Annotated in this window: 19 protein-coding genes; 9 read left to right on the forward strand and 10 right to left on the reverse strand. The window is 53.8% G+C overall.

What is annotated here, in order from left to right:
- Nucleotides 1-108 precede the first annotated feature (108 nt).
- The 3 genes from BMX91_RS12085 to BMX91_RS12095 are packed head-to-tail and all read right to left on the reverse strand — an operon-like array spanning nt 109 to nt 2,512.
- A complete protein-coding gene (locus BMX91_RS12085) occupies nt 109-627 on the reverse strand; it encodes a YwhD family protein (RefSeq protein WP_092054625.1) in 519 nt (172 codons plus the stop codon).
- A 60-nt stretch (nt 628-687) separates the two neighbouring features.
- Nucleotides 688-1,194 carry a YwgA family protein gene (locus BMX91_RS12090; protein WP_092054627.1) on the reverse strand — a complete coding sequence of 169 codons (507 nt, stop codon included), beginning with the start codon at nt 1,192-1,194 and terminating at the stop codon, nt 688-690.
- 19 nt (nt 1,195-1,213) lie between these two features.
- Nucleotides 1,214-2,512, reverse strand: coding sequence for an HD domain-containing protein (locus BMX91_RS12095; protein WP_092054708.1), 1,299 nt, complete (start codon nt 2,510-2,512; stop codon nt 1,214-1,216).
- A 211-nt stretch (nt 2,513-2,723) separates the two neighbouring features.
- On the opposite strand from BMX91_RS12095, the gene BMX91_RS12100 reads away from it, so the two are divergent.
- Nucleotides 2,724-3,353, forward strand: coding sequence for an RsfA family transcriptional regulator (locus BMX91_RS12100; RefSeq protein WP_092054630.1), 630 nt, complete (start codon nt 2,724-2,726; stop codon nt 3,351-3,353).
- A 90-nt stretch (nt 3,354-3,443) separates the two neighbouring features.
- Here the strand turns inward: BMX91_RS12100 and BMX91_RS12105 are convergent, their stop codons facing one another.
- Nucleotides 3,444-4,286 (reverse strand): lipoate--protein ligase family protein, encoded by an 843-nt coding sequence (locus BMX91_RS12105; RefSeq protein WP_092054633.1) that lies wholly within the window; start codon nt 4,284-4,286, stop codon nt 3,444-3,446.
- A 209-nt stretch (nt 4,287-4,495) separates the two neighbouring features.
- Here BMX91_RS12105 and hemQ point away from each other — a divergent pair, with 209 nt between their 5' ends.
- A complete protein-coding gene (gene hemQ, locus BMX91_RS12110) occupies nt 4,496-5,248 on the forward strand; it encodes a hydrogen peroxide-dependent heme synthase (RefSeq protein WP_092054635.1) in 753 nt (250 codons plus the stop codon).
- Between the two features lie 153 nt (nt 5,249-5,401).
- Here the strand turns inward: hemQ and BMX91_RS12115 are convergent, their stop codons facing one another.
- On the reverse strand, nt 5,402-6,259 hold the full coding sequence (locus tag BMX91_RS12115) for a hypothetical protein (RefSeq protein ID WP_092054637.1): 858 nt from the start codon (nt 6,257-6,259) through the stop codon (nt 5,402-5,404).
- Nucleotides 6,260-6,343: 84 nt separating this feature from the next.
- Between BMX91_RS12115 and BMX91_RS12120 the strand changes: the two genes are divergently transcribed.
- Both BMX91_RS12120 and gerQ read left to right on the forward strand, forming a co-directional pair.
- Nucleotides 6,344-6,763 (forward strand): cell wall hydrolase, encoded by a 420-nt coding sequence (locus BMX91_RS12120; protein WP_092054639.1) that lies wholly within the window; start codon nt 6,344-6,346, stop codon nt 6,761-6,763.
- Between the two features lie 20 nt (nt 6,764-6,783).
- Nucleotides 6,784-7,152, forward strand: coding sequence for a spore coat protein GerQ (gene gerQ, locus BMX91_RS12125; RefSeq protein ID WP_092054642.1), 369 nt, complete (start codon nt 6,784-6,786; stop codon nt 7,150-7,152).
- Between the two features lie 234 nt (nt 7,153-7,386).
- Here the strand turns inward: gerQ and BMX91_RS12130 are convergent, their stop codons facing one another.
- The 4 genes from BMX91_RS12130 to BMX91_RS12145 all read right to left on the reverse strand — a co-directional run bounded on the left by BMX91_RS12130 (nt 7,387) and on the right by BMX91_RS12145 (nt 9,542).
- On the reverse strand, nt 7,387-7,767 hold the full coding sequence (locus tag BMX91_RS12130; protein WP_092054644.1) for a DUF423 domain-containing protein: 381 nt from the start codon (nt 7,765-7,767) through the stop codon (nt 7,387-7,389).
- 22 nt (nt 7,768-7,789) lie between these two features.
- The gene (locus BMX91_RS12135) at nt 7,790-8,053 is read right to left on the reverse strand and encodes a YwdI family protein (RefSeq protein ID WP_092054647.1); all 264 of its coding nucleotides are present in this window, start codon (nt 8,051-8,053) and stop codon (nt 7,790-7,792) included.
- A gap of 80 nt (nt 8,054-8,133) precedes the next feature.
- Nucleotides 8,134-8,817, reverse strand: coding sequence for a uracil-DNA glycosylase (locus tag BMX91_RS12140; RefSeq protein WP_092054650.1), 684 nt, complete (start codon nt 8,815-8,817; stop codon nt 8,134-8,136).
- A gap of 5 nt (nt 8,818-8,822) precedes the next feature.
- Nucleotides 8,823-9,542, reverse strand: a complete 720-nt coding sequence (locus tag BMX91_RS12145) for a DUF4230 domain-containing protein (protein ID WP_092054653.1) — start codon at nt 9,540-9,542, stop codon at nt 8,823-8,825.
- Between the two features lie 193 nt (nt 9,543-9,735).
- On the opposite strand from BMX91_RS12145, the gene thiD reads away from it, so the two are divergent.
- The 4 genes from thiD (at nt 9,736) to BMX91_RS12165 (ending at nt 13,306) form a co-directional block, all read left to right on the forward strand.
- Nucleotides 9,736-10,569 carry a bifunctional hydroxymethylpyrimidine kinase/phosphomethylpyrimidine kinase gene (gene thiD / locus BMX91_RS12150; protein WP_092054656.1) on the forward strand — a complete coding sequence of 278 codons (834 nt, stop codon included), beginning with the start codon at nt 9,736-9,738 and terminating at the stop codon, nt 10,567-10,569.
- Nucleotides 10,570-10,717: 148 nt separating this feature from the next.
- The gene (locus BMX91_RS12155) at nt 10,718-11,068 is read left to right on the forward strand and encodes a YojF family protein (RefSeq protein WP_092054659.1); all 351 of its coding nucleotides are present in this window, start codon (nt 10,718-10,720) and stop codon (nt 11,066-11,068) included.
- A 13-nt stretch (nt 11,069-11,081) separates the two neighbouring features.
- A complete protein-coding gene (gene bshB2, locus BMX91_RS12160) occupies nt 11,082-11,783 on the forward strand; it encodes a bacillithiol biosynthesis deacetylase BshB2 (protein WP_092054662.1) in 702 nt (233 codons plus the stop codon).
- Between the two features lie 164 nt (nt 11,784-11,947).
- Nucleotides 11,948-13,306 carry a YjiH family protein gene (locus BMX91_RS12165; protein WP_092054666.1) on the forward strand — a complete coding sequence of 453 codons (1,359 nt, stop codon included), beginning with the start codon at nt 11,948-11,950 and terminating at the stop codon, nt 13,304-13,306.
- Between the two features lie 82 nt (nt 13,307-13,388).
- Here BMX91_RS12165 and BMX91_RS12170 read toward each other — a convergent pair whose 3' ends face one another.
- On the reverse strand, nt 13,389-14,267 hold the full coding sequence (locus tag BMX91_RS12170) for a GNAT family N-acetyltransferase (RefSeq protein WP_092054669.1): 879 nt from the start codon (nt 14,265-14,267) through the stop codon (nt 13,389-13,391).
- Nucleotides 14,268-14,470: 203 nt separating this feature from the next.
- Between BMX91_RS12170 and BMX91_RS12175 the strand changes: the two genes are divergently transcribed.
- A partial coding sequence (locus BMX91_RS12175; protein WP_092054672.1) for an IS1182 family transposase occupies nt 14,471-16,256 on the forward strand: 1,786 nt, incomplete at its 3' end.

Genomic DNA, 16,256 nt, shown 5'->3' on the forward strand with positions numbered 1-16,256 from the left:
AGCTTGTATTCAGCAAGCGTTATACCAAGTTTACTCCGTTTTCCGGAGCGGTTCAACCGGCGGCGCCCCCGCCGGCGAAACTGTCAAAGATCGTTCATATTTAGGGAATCATCCGGATATGCCAAGCGCCTCCTGCAGCTCGGTGCTCCGCTCCCACAATTCAGGGTTCTCTCCTTGAAGAAACTCGGCAAGCACCTTTTTCGAGCGGTCGTCCATCTTGTCGACGATGACATGGCGCTTCAGCGCCTTGTCCAGAAGATTGACGTGCTCAGGCAGATTCTTATAGCCGCGCCGCTTTTCCCGGTTGACGACCATCTCGGCAGCCGTGACCCCGGCAAAGTAAGGGCCTTCTTCCTTGTAGTCGATCGCAACCCAGATAAGCCAGTATGGCTTGCCGCCTTCGGAATCTTCCCGATTCGGGGTGAACTTGACGCCCCGTTCCGTCTTGCTCCGGGCATGCAGCGCACCGATTTCAATCTGGGCAAGCTCTTCCTCCACATCGATGATGATGGGAGACACGTTCTCAAGCGAAATCGAGCCGATGCCGAACCCTTTGTGACCGGCAGTCGGGTTGTCGCGGATGATCGTAAACTCCATCTTCGGTTTTGGTTTTTCTCCGTTAGCCATGATGCTATCCCCCCTTCCCTGCATTATAGCCAATCCGCCGGCCGTGTTAAAACCGGCGGCTCATTGACGGATACAGCCCGCTAGCTCCCCGATAAAGGAAAAGGCCTCATCCATCTCGGCATCCGTAAAGTTCAGCTTGTTTTTGACAATATGTACTTTTGCGATCTGCTCTTCCCGCGGAAGGTGATCAAAATAAAGCAGAGTGGAGACGAGTTCCAGGAAACGTGAGCTTCTTTCCTTCATCCGGCCGATGCATTCGCCAAGCTTATCCGGAACTTCTTCTGCATCCCCGATGAAATCACGGCCTTCACCGGTCACGCTGTAGCTGTACTGCACATAAGAACCCTTGTCTTCACTGTTTTCCGCGAGAAAGCCCATCTCGCAAAGTTCCTCAATTCTGAGGGTCAGCTCTTCCGAATAAGGTCCGTAGAAGTGGAGCTGGTACTTTTCCTGGAACGGGAAATTCATCTTTTTGGCGATGTAGACCATTTTCTGCAGCTTCTTCCGCCCGGTTACACCGTCAGCCAGCGAAATGAACTGCACGACTTTTGCATGTTCCTGAAGCATCAAAAATGCCCTCCCTATTCTATGTGTTCAAGATGCTTAGGATTTGTTGCCTGAGCATTTTTTTCTTTTTGCCTTCCGTGAGCATGTCCTCCGGAAAATAGAGTTTGTGATCCGTCCGCCGCTTGCCGGATATCGCATCAACGATATCTGATTCCCGGGACAATTCCCGCAGCTCCCCGTCCCGCATAAGCAGGTGGATCGGCAGGCGCTCCTCTTCCTCGCCAGGACGATAGAAATCATACGGCAGGTCAGAGGACGAATCGACAACGAGATAATATTCCGGGTCGATCCCGGCTTTCCGGAACAGCCCTTCCAGTTCGCCGAGTTTCCTGTATTCCTTGGCCGGGTTGAAATCGATGTACTGGAACAGCCGTCGGTTAACAAACCGGTCACACAGGTCGGACAGGATCTCGTCGTCTTCCAGAATCCAAGTTTCAAAATAAGTCATCAGGATGTATTCATCCAGCGCAATATAATCCTTGAGATCGAACGTCTTGTCGAAGAACGACTTGAAGTGTACGGGTTCCTGCTTGAACCTATACCCTTCTTCGCTCAAAACTTTCGCCCTCTGCAAAATTTTAACGAGAATCACTTCTGCCGAGCGGGATACCGGGTGAAAATAAACTTGCCAGTACATCTGGTACCGGCTCATGATATAGTCCTCCACCGCGTGCATGCCGCTTTGCTTGATGACGGCCTGCTCCTCGGACGGGCGCATGACGCGCAAGATCCGCTCCATGTCGAAGTGGCCATAGCTGACCCCTGTGAAATAGGCGTCCCTCTGCAGATAATCCATCCGGTCGGCATCAATCTGACTTGAGATCAGGCTGACGACCAGCTTGTCCGGATAAGTTTTCCCGATGACGTCCGCCACTTTCCGCGGGAAATCCTCGCTGACACGGCTGAGCACCGCATTCACATCCGTATCCCCAAGCAGGATTCTTTGCGTGAACTGCTCGTGATCCAAATCGAACACTTTCTCGAAAGCATGGGAAAACGGCCCATGCCCGAGGTCATGGAGCAGTGCCGCACACAACGTCACAAGGCGCTCCGAATCATTCCACTGCGGACGCCCGCTAAAGCTGTCATCGATGATGCGGCGGACAATTTCATAGACGCCGAGCGAATGGTTGAATCGGCTGTGCTCTGCCCCGTGAAATACGAGGTAGGTTGTGCCAAGCTGATGGATGCGGCGCAGCCGCTGAAACTCCCTGGTCGCGATCAGATCCCAGATCACCTGGTCCCTCACATGGATGTAGCGGTGAACCGGATCTTTGAACACTTTTTCTTCACTTAATTTTTGTATGGCATAGTCCATCATCTGGCACCTCCCGGAAACAGTGGGTCCTTCCAGTATACCCTGTCCGGCACCTGTTTGGAACGGTCTCCGGTCTCCTTCCCCCTCCTAATATCAAATCCGAAAAGATGCGCATTCTCCGACATTTCCAAATGGAACGGTATAAAATGCGGAGCGGCGGTGCACACTGACACCAGGCAAACAGACTATGAAGATGGCAGGAGGTACACAAATGGTGAAAGTCAGACAGGATGCCTGGGTAGAAGAGAACGACCGGTTGCTTGCGGAAACGGTCCTTCGCCATGTGCGCGAAGGAAGCACGCAGCTTAACGCGTTCGAAGAGGCCGGTGACGCAATGAACCGGACAGCCGCGGCATGTGGTTTCCGCTGGAACGCGGTCGTCCGGAAAGAATACGAGAAAGAACTCTCTGAAGCGAAAAAGGAACGCAAGGCAAACCTGAAGGCAATGGGCAAAGATTTCAGACGCAAGAATTCCGGACTCTATGTCGTACCGGATGGTGCGGAAGGCGAAGGACGCGCGGCCATCCGGCTGTCGAACCTCTCGCTGGATGTCGTGATCGCCTACCTGATGCGTCTCCAGCATACGAATCTCGCGGATCAGGAGACAATGAAGTGGAAGCATACAGCGGAAGCGGCTGAGCGGCGCGTCAATGAGCTCGAGAATGAAGTTTCCCGGCTTGCCAAAGAAAATGACGAAATCCGCGATGACTATGAGCAGTTTGTCCAAATCATGAACCGTGCACGCAAACTCGTAGCGTTCGAAGAAGATGAAAACGCGACCAGCTTCCGGATGGAGCAAAATGGGAACCTCGTGAATAGCGAGGAACAGCAGGCACACTGATAGCCGGCGTCGCCATAAAGAAACGGCAAGGACACCAGCGCCTCGTTCAGGCGGCGGAGTCCTTGCCGTTTCTTTGTTATTCTGCCAGGTTCACGTGCCCTCCAGCAGTTTGGCATTCCGTTCGACGACCCGTTTCAGGTACTTTGCATACAGGTCAGGTTCCTCTCCTTCGGGCAGGCTGTCGCGGACGTCACCCGACAGCGCATGGAGCAGCCGGCGTACACGGCTGTTCAGCTCCGGAACGGTGATCGGCACGCCGAGCAGTTCGGTGAGGGATGCCATGACGTCCGGCCGGATAGCCGGGTATTCAAACTTCGTTTTTTCGCCCTTTAGTCCGGCCTCATACATTTCACCGATAAGCCGGGCTCGCTCGGACCCGCTTCCTTCCACGCAGAGATAAATCTGTACGGCGATGCCGCCGCGGAGCCTGCGCTGGGAGATGCCGGCGAATTTCCTGCCGCCGATGCTCAGGTCGTACGAGCCGGGGCAATATGAGCCGACGATCTCGTAAGCCTCGATCCTATCTGCCGCTTCGGGCAGCAGCAGCCGGACAAACTCGAGCATGACTTCGTAGCCTGCCGGGATATCGATCGCCCGGTCTTTTTCCGACAGCGCGATCGTAATGTTCAGGACGCCATCGTCCAGGACAACGGCAAGCCCGCCCGAATTGCGGACAATCGGCCGCCATCCGTTGAGCCGCAACAGTTCAGTCGCGTCTTCGATATACGGCAGCCGTTGATCCTGGATGCCCAGGACGACGGTGCGGTCATGGACCCATGTGCGTACCGCCGGAAGACTTTTCAGCTGGCCGACGACGTGGCAAAGCATGTCGTCCATGGCGAATGATTCAAGGGCAGAGCGGCCGAGCCCGCTCACCGATTGGTCGATGAACCGCCAGGCGGGCTGGCGGAGTAGGTTAAGCGATTGATCCATAATGATGTCTCCCATATATCTGGTCTGGCCGCCCGGATTCATTCTTAAAGGCGGTATCGGTTTGATTTCCATTGTCAAGTTTACACAAGTTGAGGCAAAACGGAAAACGGAGGCTTTTTCACAAAACAGTGACAGAGGTACTTGCGCACGGACCCGGCCCGTCTTCTGTGATAGACTAAAACCATATGATCCCAAAGGAGTGTTCCCACATGAACGAAGCTGCAATCACACTGGACGGCTGGTATGTTCTCCATGACTTCCGTACGATGGACTGGGCAACGTGGAAAGCCGTTCCTGCAGAAGAACGGAAAGCGGCAACCGATGAATTCATCACTTTCCTCGACAAGCTCCAGACAGCCGATAATGAAAAGACCGGCAGCCATGCCTTCTATACAATCGTCGGCCAGAAGGCGGACTTCATGCTCATGACCCTTCGCCCGACGATGGACGAGCTCCAGCAGCTTGAGGCAGAGTTCAACAAACTCGCTATTGCAGACTACACGATCCCGACGTATTCCTACGTATCTGTAGTTGAGCTGTCCAACTACCTGGCTAAGGAGTCCAATGAAGATCCTTACCAGAACCCATACGTCCGCGGCCGCCTTTATCCGGAACTTCCGCGCTCCCAGTATGTCTGCTTCTACCCGATGGACAAAAAGCGCGAAGGCGATGACAACTGGTACATGCTCGATATGGACCGCCGCCGTGAACTGATGAGAAGCCACGGACTGATCGGCCGCAGCTACGCAGGCAAGGTCAAGCAAATCATCTCCGGCTCGGTCGGTTTTGACGATTATGAATGGGGCGTCACGCTCTTCTCGGACGACGTGCTCCAGTTCAAGAAGCTCGTCTATGAAATGCGATTTGACGAAGTAAGCGCACGCTACGGCGTCTTCGGCTCGTTCTACGTCGGCACCATCCTCCTGGGCAACGAGCGCGGCTCCTTCTTCGATGTCCAATAATGCACGATGAACTGCCCGGCGGCCACTTTGGCCGCCGGGCATTTTTGTCGGGATCCGTGATCGAGACTGCTAAAGTACACCTAAGCCCGTCGAAAGTACACCAAGGCCCACCGAAAGTACACTAAGGCAGAAATCCATCTGACCCAAGGGATATCAGCGTTTCAAGTAATCCATGAATTCTTCTTCAAGCGTCATGGTGTCCCAGTCGGTAAGGGCGGCATCCATGCCTCGGAGTTCAGCGCGGTGCTCCATAAAGCCGTCGGCTATATAGTAGCCAAGACGGCTATGGCCACTCCGCGAGCCGCCGGACAGGCGGAACCACTCCTTGTCCTTTTCCTCGCTCCAGGTTCCCCTCATGTCATTCATAAATTCTTCGTGCAGTCTTCTTTTGTTCCCCATATAAAAGCCGTAGCCTTCTTCGCCGAGTGCTCCGAAAGAGATGTAATCCGGTCTGCCTCTCCCGGGGACGGCCAGTTTGGACAGGTAAATGGCGCCGCCTTCAGACACCAGCGTGACAAGCGGATGGTTCCATTGGACATCCTGCCACCAATCATCGCCGGCGGTCCCGGCGCTCATCCGGAATTGAATGATATGCCCCATTTCGTGTGCGGCGACAAGGCGGAGGTCGTCCGGCTCGGGTGACAGCATCTCAAGTGCGTAGAATATTTCGTTCTTTTTCTCACCTGCGACAAATGCACTCGATCCGAATGCACCGGCGAACAGATGATGGTCGACATCCGCGTCGATTCCGGTCAGGCCACGGTAAAGCTCCCTTGTGTTATCAATTTCCTCAGGAAGCCGCTGGCCGGCAAGTGAAATGTCTTCGGCCTTAGCCGGATACTGTTCGATCGCCCGGATCAGCCGCTCGTCCGTCTTCGGACAATAGTCCGGGAAGTACACCCCGAAAACTTCCGGATATCTCCTGAAATAATCCTCCAATCCATCCCTTGTCATTAAATCGCCTCTGTCCAGCCTCTCCATGAACTCATAGACCGTATTATTGATTGCCAATGGAATTCTCCTCCCGTCCAAATCTGCATATATGGAATGTACCCCCGTGTCCCCTCATATAGTCATTAGCGAGGGGGGCAGACGATGGCAGTTGTACGAGCAACTGAAAAAGAAGTGCAGCTGCTGGCGCGGCTGATGCGCGCCGAAGCAGAGGGAGAAGGAAATCTCGGAATGCTGATGGTCGGAAACGTCGGAGTCAACAGGGTCCGCGGCGACTGTTTGGATTTCGGGAACATCCGGACCATTCAGCAGATGGTCTTCCAGCGGCCAGGCGGTTTCGAAGCGACAATGAAAGGCTACTTCTATCAGCGCGCCCGCGAACAGGACATACGCCTGGCCCGCCGGGTCATCAACGGGGAACGGTTCCACCCGGCGACCCGCTCGCTCTGGTTCTTCATGCCGGAGGGCGACTGCCCCGCGCAGTGGTGGAACCAGTGGAACACCGGTCGTTTCAAGTCGCACTGCTTTTATTCGCCGTCAGAAAGTGATTGCCCGACAGTTTAATCGAAGAAAGGTGGAAACCCATGGTCCAATATTATTGGAACCCGAACATGCGGCCGGTGCCGATGCAGCCGGTCCAGCAACCCCAGCAACAAATGGTCCCTCCGCAGGTGACACTGCCGACGGGCCGCCCGCCCCAGGGCGAGGAATCCTACATTGAGAATATTCTCCGTCTCAACCGCGGACAGCCCGGCACGTTCCATTTCTCGTTCGAGCATGGGGATCGGCAGGCCACAACGAAGGTTGTGCGCGGATTCGTGGAGGCGGCCGGGCGGGATCACGCCATCATCAGGGAAGCACGCACCGATCACCGCTTCCTGTTCCCGATGATCTACTTTGACTACGCGGAGTTCGACGAAGAGCTCAACTACTTCGACCAGGCACCGAGATAATATGAAAGAGCCATCCGCGGCGGATGGCTCTTTTGAGTGTGCACAGTGATGGGACATGGCGCAATGGGAGTCGGCTTGGATTATGTAACGCCCACTTGGGGCAACGGCATCCCGTTTGGAGTAATGACATTTCAATTGGAGTAACAGCGCCCCATTTGGAGTAACGCGTTGCCTTCGCCCCAGATAACGTTAAAAGCCGGGCGCCACATGACCATGGTGCCCGGCTTTTACAATTTAACCGACATGCTTGGCGACTGCGATGATCAGCATAATCCAGCCGGCGATAAAGGCAACGCCGCCGATCGGTGTGATGGCGCCGAGGATGCCGATCTGCGTTAGTGCAAGCACATAGAGGCTTCCCGAGAAGATGACGATACCCGCCAGCAGCAGCCAGCCTGCCCAGTTCAGCTGGGACACAGCACCAAGGAGTGCCTGGCTCTGAAGAATGCCGATGAGAATGAGGCCGAGTGCATGGTACATCTGATACCTGGCCGCTGTTTCCCAAATGGCGATGTAATGGTCCGAGACTTTCCCTTCGAGACCGTGGGCACCGAATGCACCTGTCCCGACCGAGATCATAGCGTTCACCGCACCTGCTATCAAAAAGAATTTCACTCTGTTCCCCTTCTTTCAGCCATTAAAAATCGAAGATGGAATCGCCGTTTGCGCCGTCCTCTTCACGCTTGGGGACGGCAGGACGGATAGCCTGCTGATCTGCCGGCGCAGCAAGCGGGACAGGCTTCACTTCGGGCATCCTGCTCTGTGGCCGGCTGCCGAGTGCCGCTTCGGACAATGCGCGAATGGCTGCAAGCGACTCCCTCTGCGAGGCCGGATCGCCTGCATTTTTGGCGGCCCGCAGATGGCGCTCCATCTCTTCGAGGATCCGTTCAATCGGAATCATCCGATCCCCTCCATTCCGTTAAAAGTGTATCATATAACGCTTTGCCTTCTGGCGCCGGAACCGTACAATCCCGTGACAATTCACCGGGCGATCGTGCGGCACCAGTCAATTTCTCCTTCGCCCCACTCCGAAAGAAAAGCATTCGCGCGGCTGAACGGCCGGCTTCCGAAAAAGCCCCTTCTTGCACTAAGAGGGCTTGGATGAGGGGATTCGATGACCGCGTGCCGCTCCGTATCGATCAGTTTTTTCTTTTCCTGTGCGGGACGGCCCCAGAGAATGAACACGATGGGCGCCTCACGCTCTGATAGCTTGCGGATCACTTCATCAGTAAGCGTTTCCCACCCTTTTCCCCGGTGGGAATGTGCTTCCCCTGATCGAACCGTGAGCACGGTGTTCAGCAGCATCACACCCTGCTCCGCCCAACCGGTAAGCGTCCCGTCTTCAGGAATATCGCAGCCGATGTCATCCTGCATTTCCTTAAACACATTCCTTAGGCTAGGCGGTTTCCGGATGCCTTGTTTCACGGAGAAGCTGAGGCCGTGCGCCTGGCCCGGCCCGTGATACGGATCCTGGCCGAGGATGACCACCCTGACCGACTCGTACGGAGTCAGTTCGAACGCTGTCCAGATGTCGTTCATCGGCGGATAGATTTCCCGGCCGGCATATTCCTCTTTAAGGAACTCACGCAGCTCGAGGTAGTAGGGTTTGGCAAACTCGTCCCCGATCACATCTTGCCAACTATTGTCCAAGATTGCCTTTGCCATATCAGTCACTCCTTGAACTCGACTTGTACATCATAACCAGAGAACGAGTACAATTGTTTCAGAGTTTTTACCGCATTTTCTTTGGCCTGGTTGAGAACGCCCTGCTCAGTCGCCTCCTCGATCATCATCTCTTGGGCCTCTCCCGCGAGATCGTATCCTTTTTGGATATCCGGAGGGTCGCGGAACAGCCCTTCATGAGAAAACACTTCCATCTCATCAAAACGGATTTCGGGCTCTCCCAGGAACTCCGGCTCCGGCACGGTGAGTGTTACGGTCTGGGCATCTTCATCAATCGTTATGTCATCCTCTTTTATTTTGCCGAAGTCGATGCCCGCCTTGACCGATCCCGGGATAATCACAAGAAACTCGCGCTTGGTTCCCGGAATATCAATGCCGAGACTCATTCCGAACAACTCATTATCCGACTCATCGATGATTACTTTCGTATAGACTTCCGCTGTCACCAGTTCGCTCAGCTCCTGTACTCTCTCAACGACAGCTCCCTTTTGTTCGGTAAACGTACTGCCGCCGGTCAGCATCCGAAGCGCGACCACCGGGAGAATGACCGCAAGCAGGAGAAGAGGAACCGCAATCCACAGAAATCCCTTTAGCGCACGTCCCCGCCGCTTTCCTTCTCGTACCCCCGCCGGTGCATCCCAGGTTTCCTCCACCGTGACCGCGCTTTCCTCTTCGGCGCGGCCTTTTTTATTTTTCCCTTCAGCCATATCCTCTCTGCCTCCTCCCGCCAATCGGGTAAATCTTTCATTCTTCTACAATACCCGATGTCTCCCGCTTCACGCACTCACGACCATTTGGAACTGTCTTCTTTGCGTTAAAATCAATTTTTCGTAAAACGTCCTTTTTATTTGTTACAATGAGAACATTCAAATTAACTATCCAATAAAGGAGCTCTCGCATATGACACTGAAAAAGACACTCACGATCGCAGGATCCGATACATCGGGCGGCGCCGGTATCCAGGCTGACCTGAAAACTTTCCAGGAGCACGGAACATACGGAATGACCGCGCTTACCGTTGTCGCAACGATGGACCCGGACAACAACTGGAGCCACGGAGTCTATACGCTTCCAATCGACGTTCTGAAAGCACAGCTCAAGACAGCCCTCTCTGTCGGCATCGACGCGGTGAAAACCGGCATGCTGAGCACCGAAGACGTCATTCGCACAGCAGGCGAAGGCATCCGCGAAACCGGCACGAACCATGTCGTCATCGACCCGGTCATGGTGTGCAAAGGCGAAGACGAAGTCCTGAATCCGGGTACGGTCGATGCAATGATCGAATACCTGCTTCCTCTCGCTGAAGTCGTCACGCCTAACCTGTTTGAAGCCGGACAACTGTCCGGCCTCGGCAAGCTGACGAGCATTGACGATATGAAAAAAGCAGCGGAGAAGATCCACGGTCTCGGCTCGAAGAATGTCGTGATCAAGGGAGGCAAGCAGCTTCAGCATGACAAGGCAGCTGACCTTTACTATGACGGTTCCAAGTTCCTGCTTCTTGAATCCGAAAAGCAGGATACGCTCTACACACACGGCGCCGGCTGCACATTCGCCGCTGCCATCACAGCGAACCTCGCAAACGGCCTCGCTGTTGAGGAAGCCGTCGTCGAAGCGAAAAAATTCATCGCTGCCGCAATCGCCCATGGCTGGAAACTTAATCAGTACGTCGGTCCGGTCCTCCACGGCGCCAAAAACCAGCACGGTCCGGCAGAAGTCACCGTTACAGAAATCTGATACATGCCAGACGGCCGGGATTCCCGGCCGTTTTTTGTCGGGATGAGCCCGCTGATCGGATTCTCCTGTTTTCGAGCTCTCCTTTCGCATTCCCGGCTGATGTTCTTTATACTGAATACGATATAGGTACCAGAAGGAGGCCTGGAATATGGAAAAAGTGAATCCCGCAGAACTTCAGCGCCTCATCGATTCGTTCGCCGGCAAAGAGCTCTACATCCATCTGGAGACGACGAACGGGTCGTATGCGGCCCACTTCAATGAAGGATTCTTCAACGCCGGCGCATTTATCCGAAATGCCCAGATCCGTTTTGAACTGGGCAAGGTAGCCGGCGAAGCCCCGCACCGCGTCGGGCTAAAGCTGCCATACGGCTGGGTGTACGCACAGGGAATCACCCACTATGAACTTGATCAACACGGACGCCTGCTCATGGCCGGGCTTGACGGCGAAGGAAAACTTGCCGTCGCGCTGGAACTGAGCGAGACGCCGTTCGCATACTAAGGAGGGAAACGATATGGCTGGAACGATCGAAAAAGAACGCAGCGTCCTCGTCGTCTTCCCTCACCCTGACGATGAGGCCTTCGGCACATCCGGAACGCTGTCCAAATATGTGGATATGGGTGTGCCGGTCACTTATGCCTGCCTGACACTCGGCGAGATGGGCCGCAACCTTGGCATTCCGCCATTTGCAACGAGGGAAACACTTCCCGAAGTCCGCAAAACGGAGCTGCAGGCAGCGGCGGACGCTATCGGCATCACCGATCTCCGGATGATGGGATTCCGTGACAAAACGGTGGAATTCGAAGACGACGAAAAAATGGTGAAGCTTATCACCGATCTGATCGATGAACTGGATCCTTCGCTTATCGTTACGTTCTACCCCGGCTACTCGGTGCATCCGGACCATGAGGCAACCGCCCGGGCAGTCGTCCGCGCAGTGCGCAGATTGCCTGAGGATAAGCGCCCGAAAATGTACTTGGTCGCCTTCTCCAACGACACTGAAAAAGATCTCGGCCAACCAGACGTCGTGCATGAGGTCGCGGAGATGCTGGACCGGAAACTCCGGACGCTGAAGGCACACTCTTCACAGACGGCCTATATGATGGAAGGCCTCGAGGCGGCGATTGCCGCCGGGGAACCCGAAGCGATTGACCGATTCTCCAAAGAACGATTTTATCATTATCGCTGGCATGAGGATTTCGAAGAATCCTTTTGACGCCGCACCCCCTCCCTGCTATTGTGGGGAGGGGGATTTTTTTTGCCGGAATTGGCTGAATTCACTTTCATTTGCAGGGGTATTTACTTATTCACGATAGTGAATTATTATGTAAAAAAGTGAATGTCAAAACCGGTAAAATTAATATTGGGGGATAATAAAAAATGCAGAAAACAAGTGCGTCGACGTGGACTTGGTTCCTCATCCCGTCGATCATCGGGGTCTTCCTGTTCATGATTCCGATCAAATACAATGACGAATGGGTCGTTCCGATCGCCATCCTCGCCAACTGGCTGGCTGGCATCGTCACTCCATTCATTACTTGGGTGGCTGTCACAGTCCTTCTGATTGCAGCCGCCGGTTCGGTCATCATGCTGTTTGCACCGAAAAAAGACTCATCAGAGCGCGGTTTCTGGGAGAACCTGTTCGGCGTCACGCCTTTCTGGACGGTTGTCCGGATCATCGGGGCCATTTTCGCAGTGATGACCGCTTTCCAACTCGGGCCGGAAGCAATCTGGAGCGGCGGCACGGGAGGCCTTCTACTGGATCCCGCGGATGGACTCGTCACGTTCCTCTTTACGATTTTCGTATTCGCAGGGCTGCTGCTTCCGCTCCTCATGAACTTCGGGCTGCTGGAATTCTTCGGCACGATGATGGTTAAGATCATGCGGCCGCTGTTCAAGCTGCCGGGCCGTTCTTCCATCGATGCGCTCGCTTCCTGGGTCGGGGACGGCACAATCGGCGTCCTTCTCACCGACAAGCAGTACCGGGAAGGTCATTATACAAAGAAGGAAGCTTCAATCATCGCAACGACCTTCTCAGTTGTCTCGATCACTTTCTCCATCGTCATCATCGGCACGGTCGGCATGTCCGCCTACTTCCTTCCGTTCTACGGGACAGTTATTCTTACCGGCCTGGTGCTGGCGCTTATCATGCCGCGCATTTATCCGCTTTCCCGAAAAAAGCAGGAATATGCTGACGGCCGTCCGTTCACCGGAGAAGAGGAGAAAGTGCCTGCCGGCTATAATTCATTTACCCACGGTGTGGAAAATGCATTGAACAAAGCTTATGCCAACCGCGATATCGGAAAGATGTTCAAGGACGGCCTGAAAAACGTTTTGGATATGTGGTTCGGCGTCATTCCGGTCGTCATGGCATTCGGGACGATTGCGCTCATCGTGGCCGAATACACAAGCTTCTTCCACATTATCGGGAAGCCATTTGAGCCGTATCTGGCACTTCTCCAGATTCCGGAGGCCGCCGATGCGGCGCCGCTCATGATCGTCGGATTCGCGGACATGTTCCTGCCTTCGATTCTGGCAGCCGGGACCATCACTTCTGAAGTGACACTTTTTACAGTGGCCGTCGTTTCGGTTGTGCAGCTAATTTACATGTCGGAAGTCGGTGGCCTGATTCTGGGCTCCAAGATTCCTGTGAACTTCTTTGAACTGTTCGTGATTTTCCTGTTGCGTACACTTATCGCACTGCCGATTGTCGCACTGATTGCACATATGCTCTTTTGAATATGAAACCGCCCTTCCATTGGAAGCGGCGGTTTTTTGCAGTATGAAATGTGTACCATCCGGATACAGCCGTTCTGCTCTGTCATCCTAATTCCAGCCGATAAGCATTCATCCGATGAAGCCGCCCGAATCCTGATGCCTCGTAAAGACTGATAGCTGCCTCGTTATCCGCTTCAACAGTGAGACGCACGTCCCGGATCGCTTCATGGCGGAACAGTTCGCCAAGTCCCGCCTGAAGAAGTTTTTTGGCAAGTCCCTGGCGGCGGTGCTCCCCCCCGACCGCCAGAAACTCGACGCTTCCTTCTCCGTGGATCGGGTCCGCCTCGGTATAGACGTATCCCTTCACACCGGTTTCCCCGTCCGGAATAACGAGGAGGCTGTGGTAATCATCTCTGAGATCGAGAATCTCCGCAGCCGACAGATAAGCTCCCGGGAAGGCGTGGTCGTGGAGCGACCGGAACGCCGCTTCATGCTGCTCTTCGGCCCGAACGGACGGATTCTCCCCTGTGGGCACCTCCCCTTTCTTAGCCTGCAGGATCAGATGCCTCCCGGTATGTACCCCGCCGAGCTGTCCGACCATGGCTGATACATCCGTGTTTTCCTCATTCACGAAAAATTGAAATTCCCTGATACTGTCCAGGCACAGAAGTGCCTTGCTCCACATCGGTGCTGCCACTTCCCCGAACGGCAGCTCTTCGCTGACGAATGGGCCCCACACTTCCGCGGTTCCATCCTCACTGTCAATGTCGAAACCCACCGCTCCGACGATGCGACCCTCATTTTCCGCAATAAAAAATGACTGTTCAAATCCTGTGTCGGAGAAATCGTGCTCCAGCGTATGCCGGATTTCCTTTTCCTCCTCACCGCAGTATCCGATATGATTCGTGCGGTGGCTGTTCAGCGCTCCCAGGAACTTGGCCGCCTCTGCGGCATTTACTGCCGGCCTTGTCTGAATGTCCATTATGCCGCCCCCTTTTCCCCTACTTTACACATTGTGGGCAACTCGTTCATCCCCCAATCACGAAAAAGGGGCTGTCCAGAAAGTCAGTGAAAACTGACTTTCTAGGACGCCCCTTTCCTTATGTTTAAATAAAATAGAAAAAGATCGCTGCCTTTTGTAGAATGGAGTTACCACACAACAAACCAAAAAGGAGCGATCTTTTTATGTGCAATCCGAAGACTGCTACTGCTGATTATACCACTTTTTCTGGTATGGAAAAAGAGATACAAGAAAAGGCCGCCCGGCCTAAACGGCAACTCGCCCCAGTTTTCAAACCCTATAATAACCGCCAGTCGTTCGCCATCTTCGATGTCGAGGCACAGATCCCGGAACACCATGTGGCAAGGGTTATCGATGAAATGATTGAGCTTCTTCCAGACACCCAACTCTTTGCACACTACCCTGGCGGAGGGCGAAGCTCATTCCACCCGAAAATGATGCTGAAGGTCATTCTCTACGCTTACTCACAAAAGGAGTATTCCTGCCGGCGAATCGAGAAGCTGATCCGGGAAAATCTGCCGGCAATGTGGCTGGCCGCAGGCCAGACGCCGGACTACCGGACCATCAATGAATTTCGGCGTGTCCGGATGCCCGAGATGATTGATACCCTTTTCGAGTCGATGGTCATGGAGCTCCACCGGCGTGAGTTTATCGAGTTCGAGAACTACTTCCTCGATGGGACCAAGTTTGAAGCCAACGCCAATAAATATACGTTCGTCTTTAAAAAGTCGCTCGAAACCCGCCAGGAGAAACTGGAGTCCAAGATCCGGGAGACCCTTGCTGAGATCCATGGGATTGCGGAGATGGAAGGCGTAGAGCTGGGCGAGAGGCCTGAAGGGAATCCGACAGTGTCGGAACTCGCGGAAGTTGCTTCGAAACTGGAAGAACGGGATGAAGCCCTGACGGGCGAAATTGAGGCAGAGAAGGATGGATCGGTCCGCAAAGTCATTCGTAAAAGACGATCGCTGATCCGGAAGAAACTAAAACTGGTCCGAGAGGATTTTATTCCGCGCAAAGAAAAATATGCTGTTCAGCTTGGTGTCTGCGGGGATGACCGGAACAGTTACTCGAAGACTGATCCTGATGCCACGTTCATGCGAATGAAGGACGACCATATGAAAAACGGTCAGCTCAAACCGGGCTACAACGTTCAGATGGCCACCGAAAACCAGTTTATCCTCTTCTATTCCATCCACCAGCGTCCGACGGATACCCGGTGCCTGATTCCACATTTGAAAGCCTATCGAGAGACCAATCTTCCGATGCCAAAACGCATTGTCGCTGATGCGGGTTACGGAAGTGAAGAGAACTATCGTTATCTTGTGGAAGGTGAGGACGACAAACCGGTTGCTGAATTTGTTGTTCCTTATGGAACCTACATAAGGGAACAGCTACGTAGTTTTAAAAACAATCGTTTCAATGCGAAGAACTGGGAATATATCGAAGAGGACGATCTATTTATCTGTCCAAACGGCCGGAAGGTCCGGTTCAAGAAATACCTGCAGAAAAAGAATAAATCAGGCTATTTCCAAGATCTCAAGATCTACGAGTGCGAAGACTGTAGCGACTGCCCGCTGAAGAAGCTTTGCACCAAAGCCAAAGGGAACCGTCAGGTTCACTGGAATCCGATCTATGAGGAAATGAAGGCCAAGGCCAGGAAAGCCCTTGAAGATGAAACCCTGAAAAAAGTCTATGCCCTCCGGAAAATCGAGGTCGAGACAGTTTTTGGGAATCTCAAGGGCAATTTGGCGTTTCGTCGATTCCTACTTCGAGGGCTCGATAAGGTTCACGTGGAATTCGGCATCCTTGCAATGGCCCATAACTTCCTAAAGGTGGCGCGCATCTTGCGGATGCTTTCTGCAAAAAACATAAAAAACAAAAACAGGCGGAGAAAAAACAACTCGTTTTTCTCCGCCTGCTTTATTTTGGGGACTTATTGGACAGCCCCTT

Origin of the sequence: Bhargavaea ginsengi (genome assembly GCF_900109165.1) — a bacterium.
Lineage (GTDB): Bacteria > Bacillota > Bacilli > Bacillales_A > Planococcaceae > Bhargavaea > Bhargavaea ginsengi.

Coding starts and splice junctions, on each gene's coding strand:
- BMX91_RS12085 (WP_092054625.1), bottom strand. CDS start 627: ATGGCTAACGGAGAAAAACCAAAACCGAAGATGGAGTTTACGATCATC.
- BMX91_RS12090 (WP_092054627.1), bottom strand. CDS start 1,194: ATGCTTCAGGAACATGCAAAAGTCGTGCAGTTCATTTCGCTGGCTGAC.
- BMX91_RS12095 (WP_092054708.1), bottom strand. CDS start 2,512: ATGGACTATGCCATACAAAAATTAAGTGAAGAAAAAGTGTTCAAAGAT.
- BMX91_RS12100 (WP_092054630.1), top strand. CDS start 2,724: ATGGTGAAAGTCAGACAGGATGCCTGGGTAGAAGAGAACGACCGGTTG.
- BMX91_RS12105 (WP_092054633.1), bottom strand. CDS start 4,286: ATGGATCAATCGCTTAACCTACTCCGCCAGCCCGCCTGGCGGTTCATC.
- hemQ (WP_092054635.1), top strand. CDS start 4,496: ATGAACGAAGCTGCAATCACACTGGACGGCTGGTATGTTCTCCATGAC.
- BMX91_RS12120 (WP_092054639.1), top strand. CDS start 6,344: ATGGCAGTTGTACGAGCAACTGAAAAAGAAGTGCAGCTGCTGGCGCGG.
- gerQ (WP_092054642.1), top strand. CDS start 6,784: ATGGTCCAATATTATTGGAACCCGAACATGCGGCCGGTGCCGATGCAG.
- BMX91_RS12135 (WP_092054647.1), bottom strand. CDS start 8,053: ATGATTCCGATTGAACGGATCCTCGAAGAGATGGAGCGCCATCTGCGG.
- BMX91_RS12140 (WP_092054650.1), bottom strand. CDS start 8,817: ATGGCAAAGGCAATCTTGGACAATAGTTGGCAAGATGTGATCGGGGAC.
- BMX91_RS12145 (WP_092054653.1), bottom strand. CDS start 9,542: ATGGCTGAAGGGAAAAATAAAAAAGGCCGCGCCGAAGAGGAAAGCGCG.
- thiD (WP_092054656.1), top strand. CDS start 9,736: ATGACACTGAAAAAGACACTCACGATCGCAGGATCCGATACATCGGGC.
- BMX91_RS12155 (WP_092054659.1), top strand. CDS start 10,718: ATGGAAAAAGTGAATCCCGCAGAACTTCAGCGCCTCATCGATTCGTTC.
- bshB2 (WP_092054662.1), top strand. CDS start 11,082: ATGGCTGGAACGATCGAAAAAGAACGCAGCGTCCTCGTCGTCTTCCCT.
- BMX91_RS12165 (WP_092054666.1), top strand. CDS start 11,948: ATGCAGAAAACAAGTGCGTCGACGTGGACTTGGTTCCTCATCCCGTCG.
- BMX91_RS12170 (WP_092054669.1), bottom strand. CDS start 14,267: ATGGACATTCAGACAAGGCCGGCAGTAAATGCCGCAGAGGCGGCCAAG.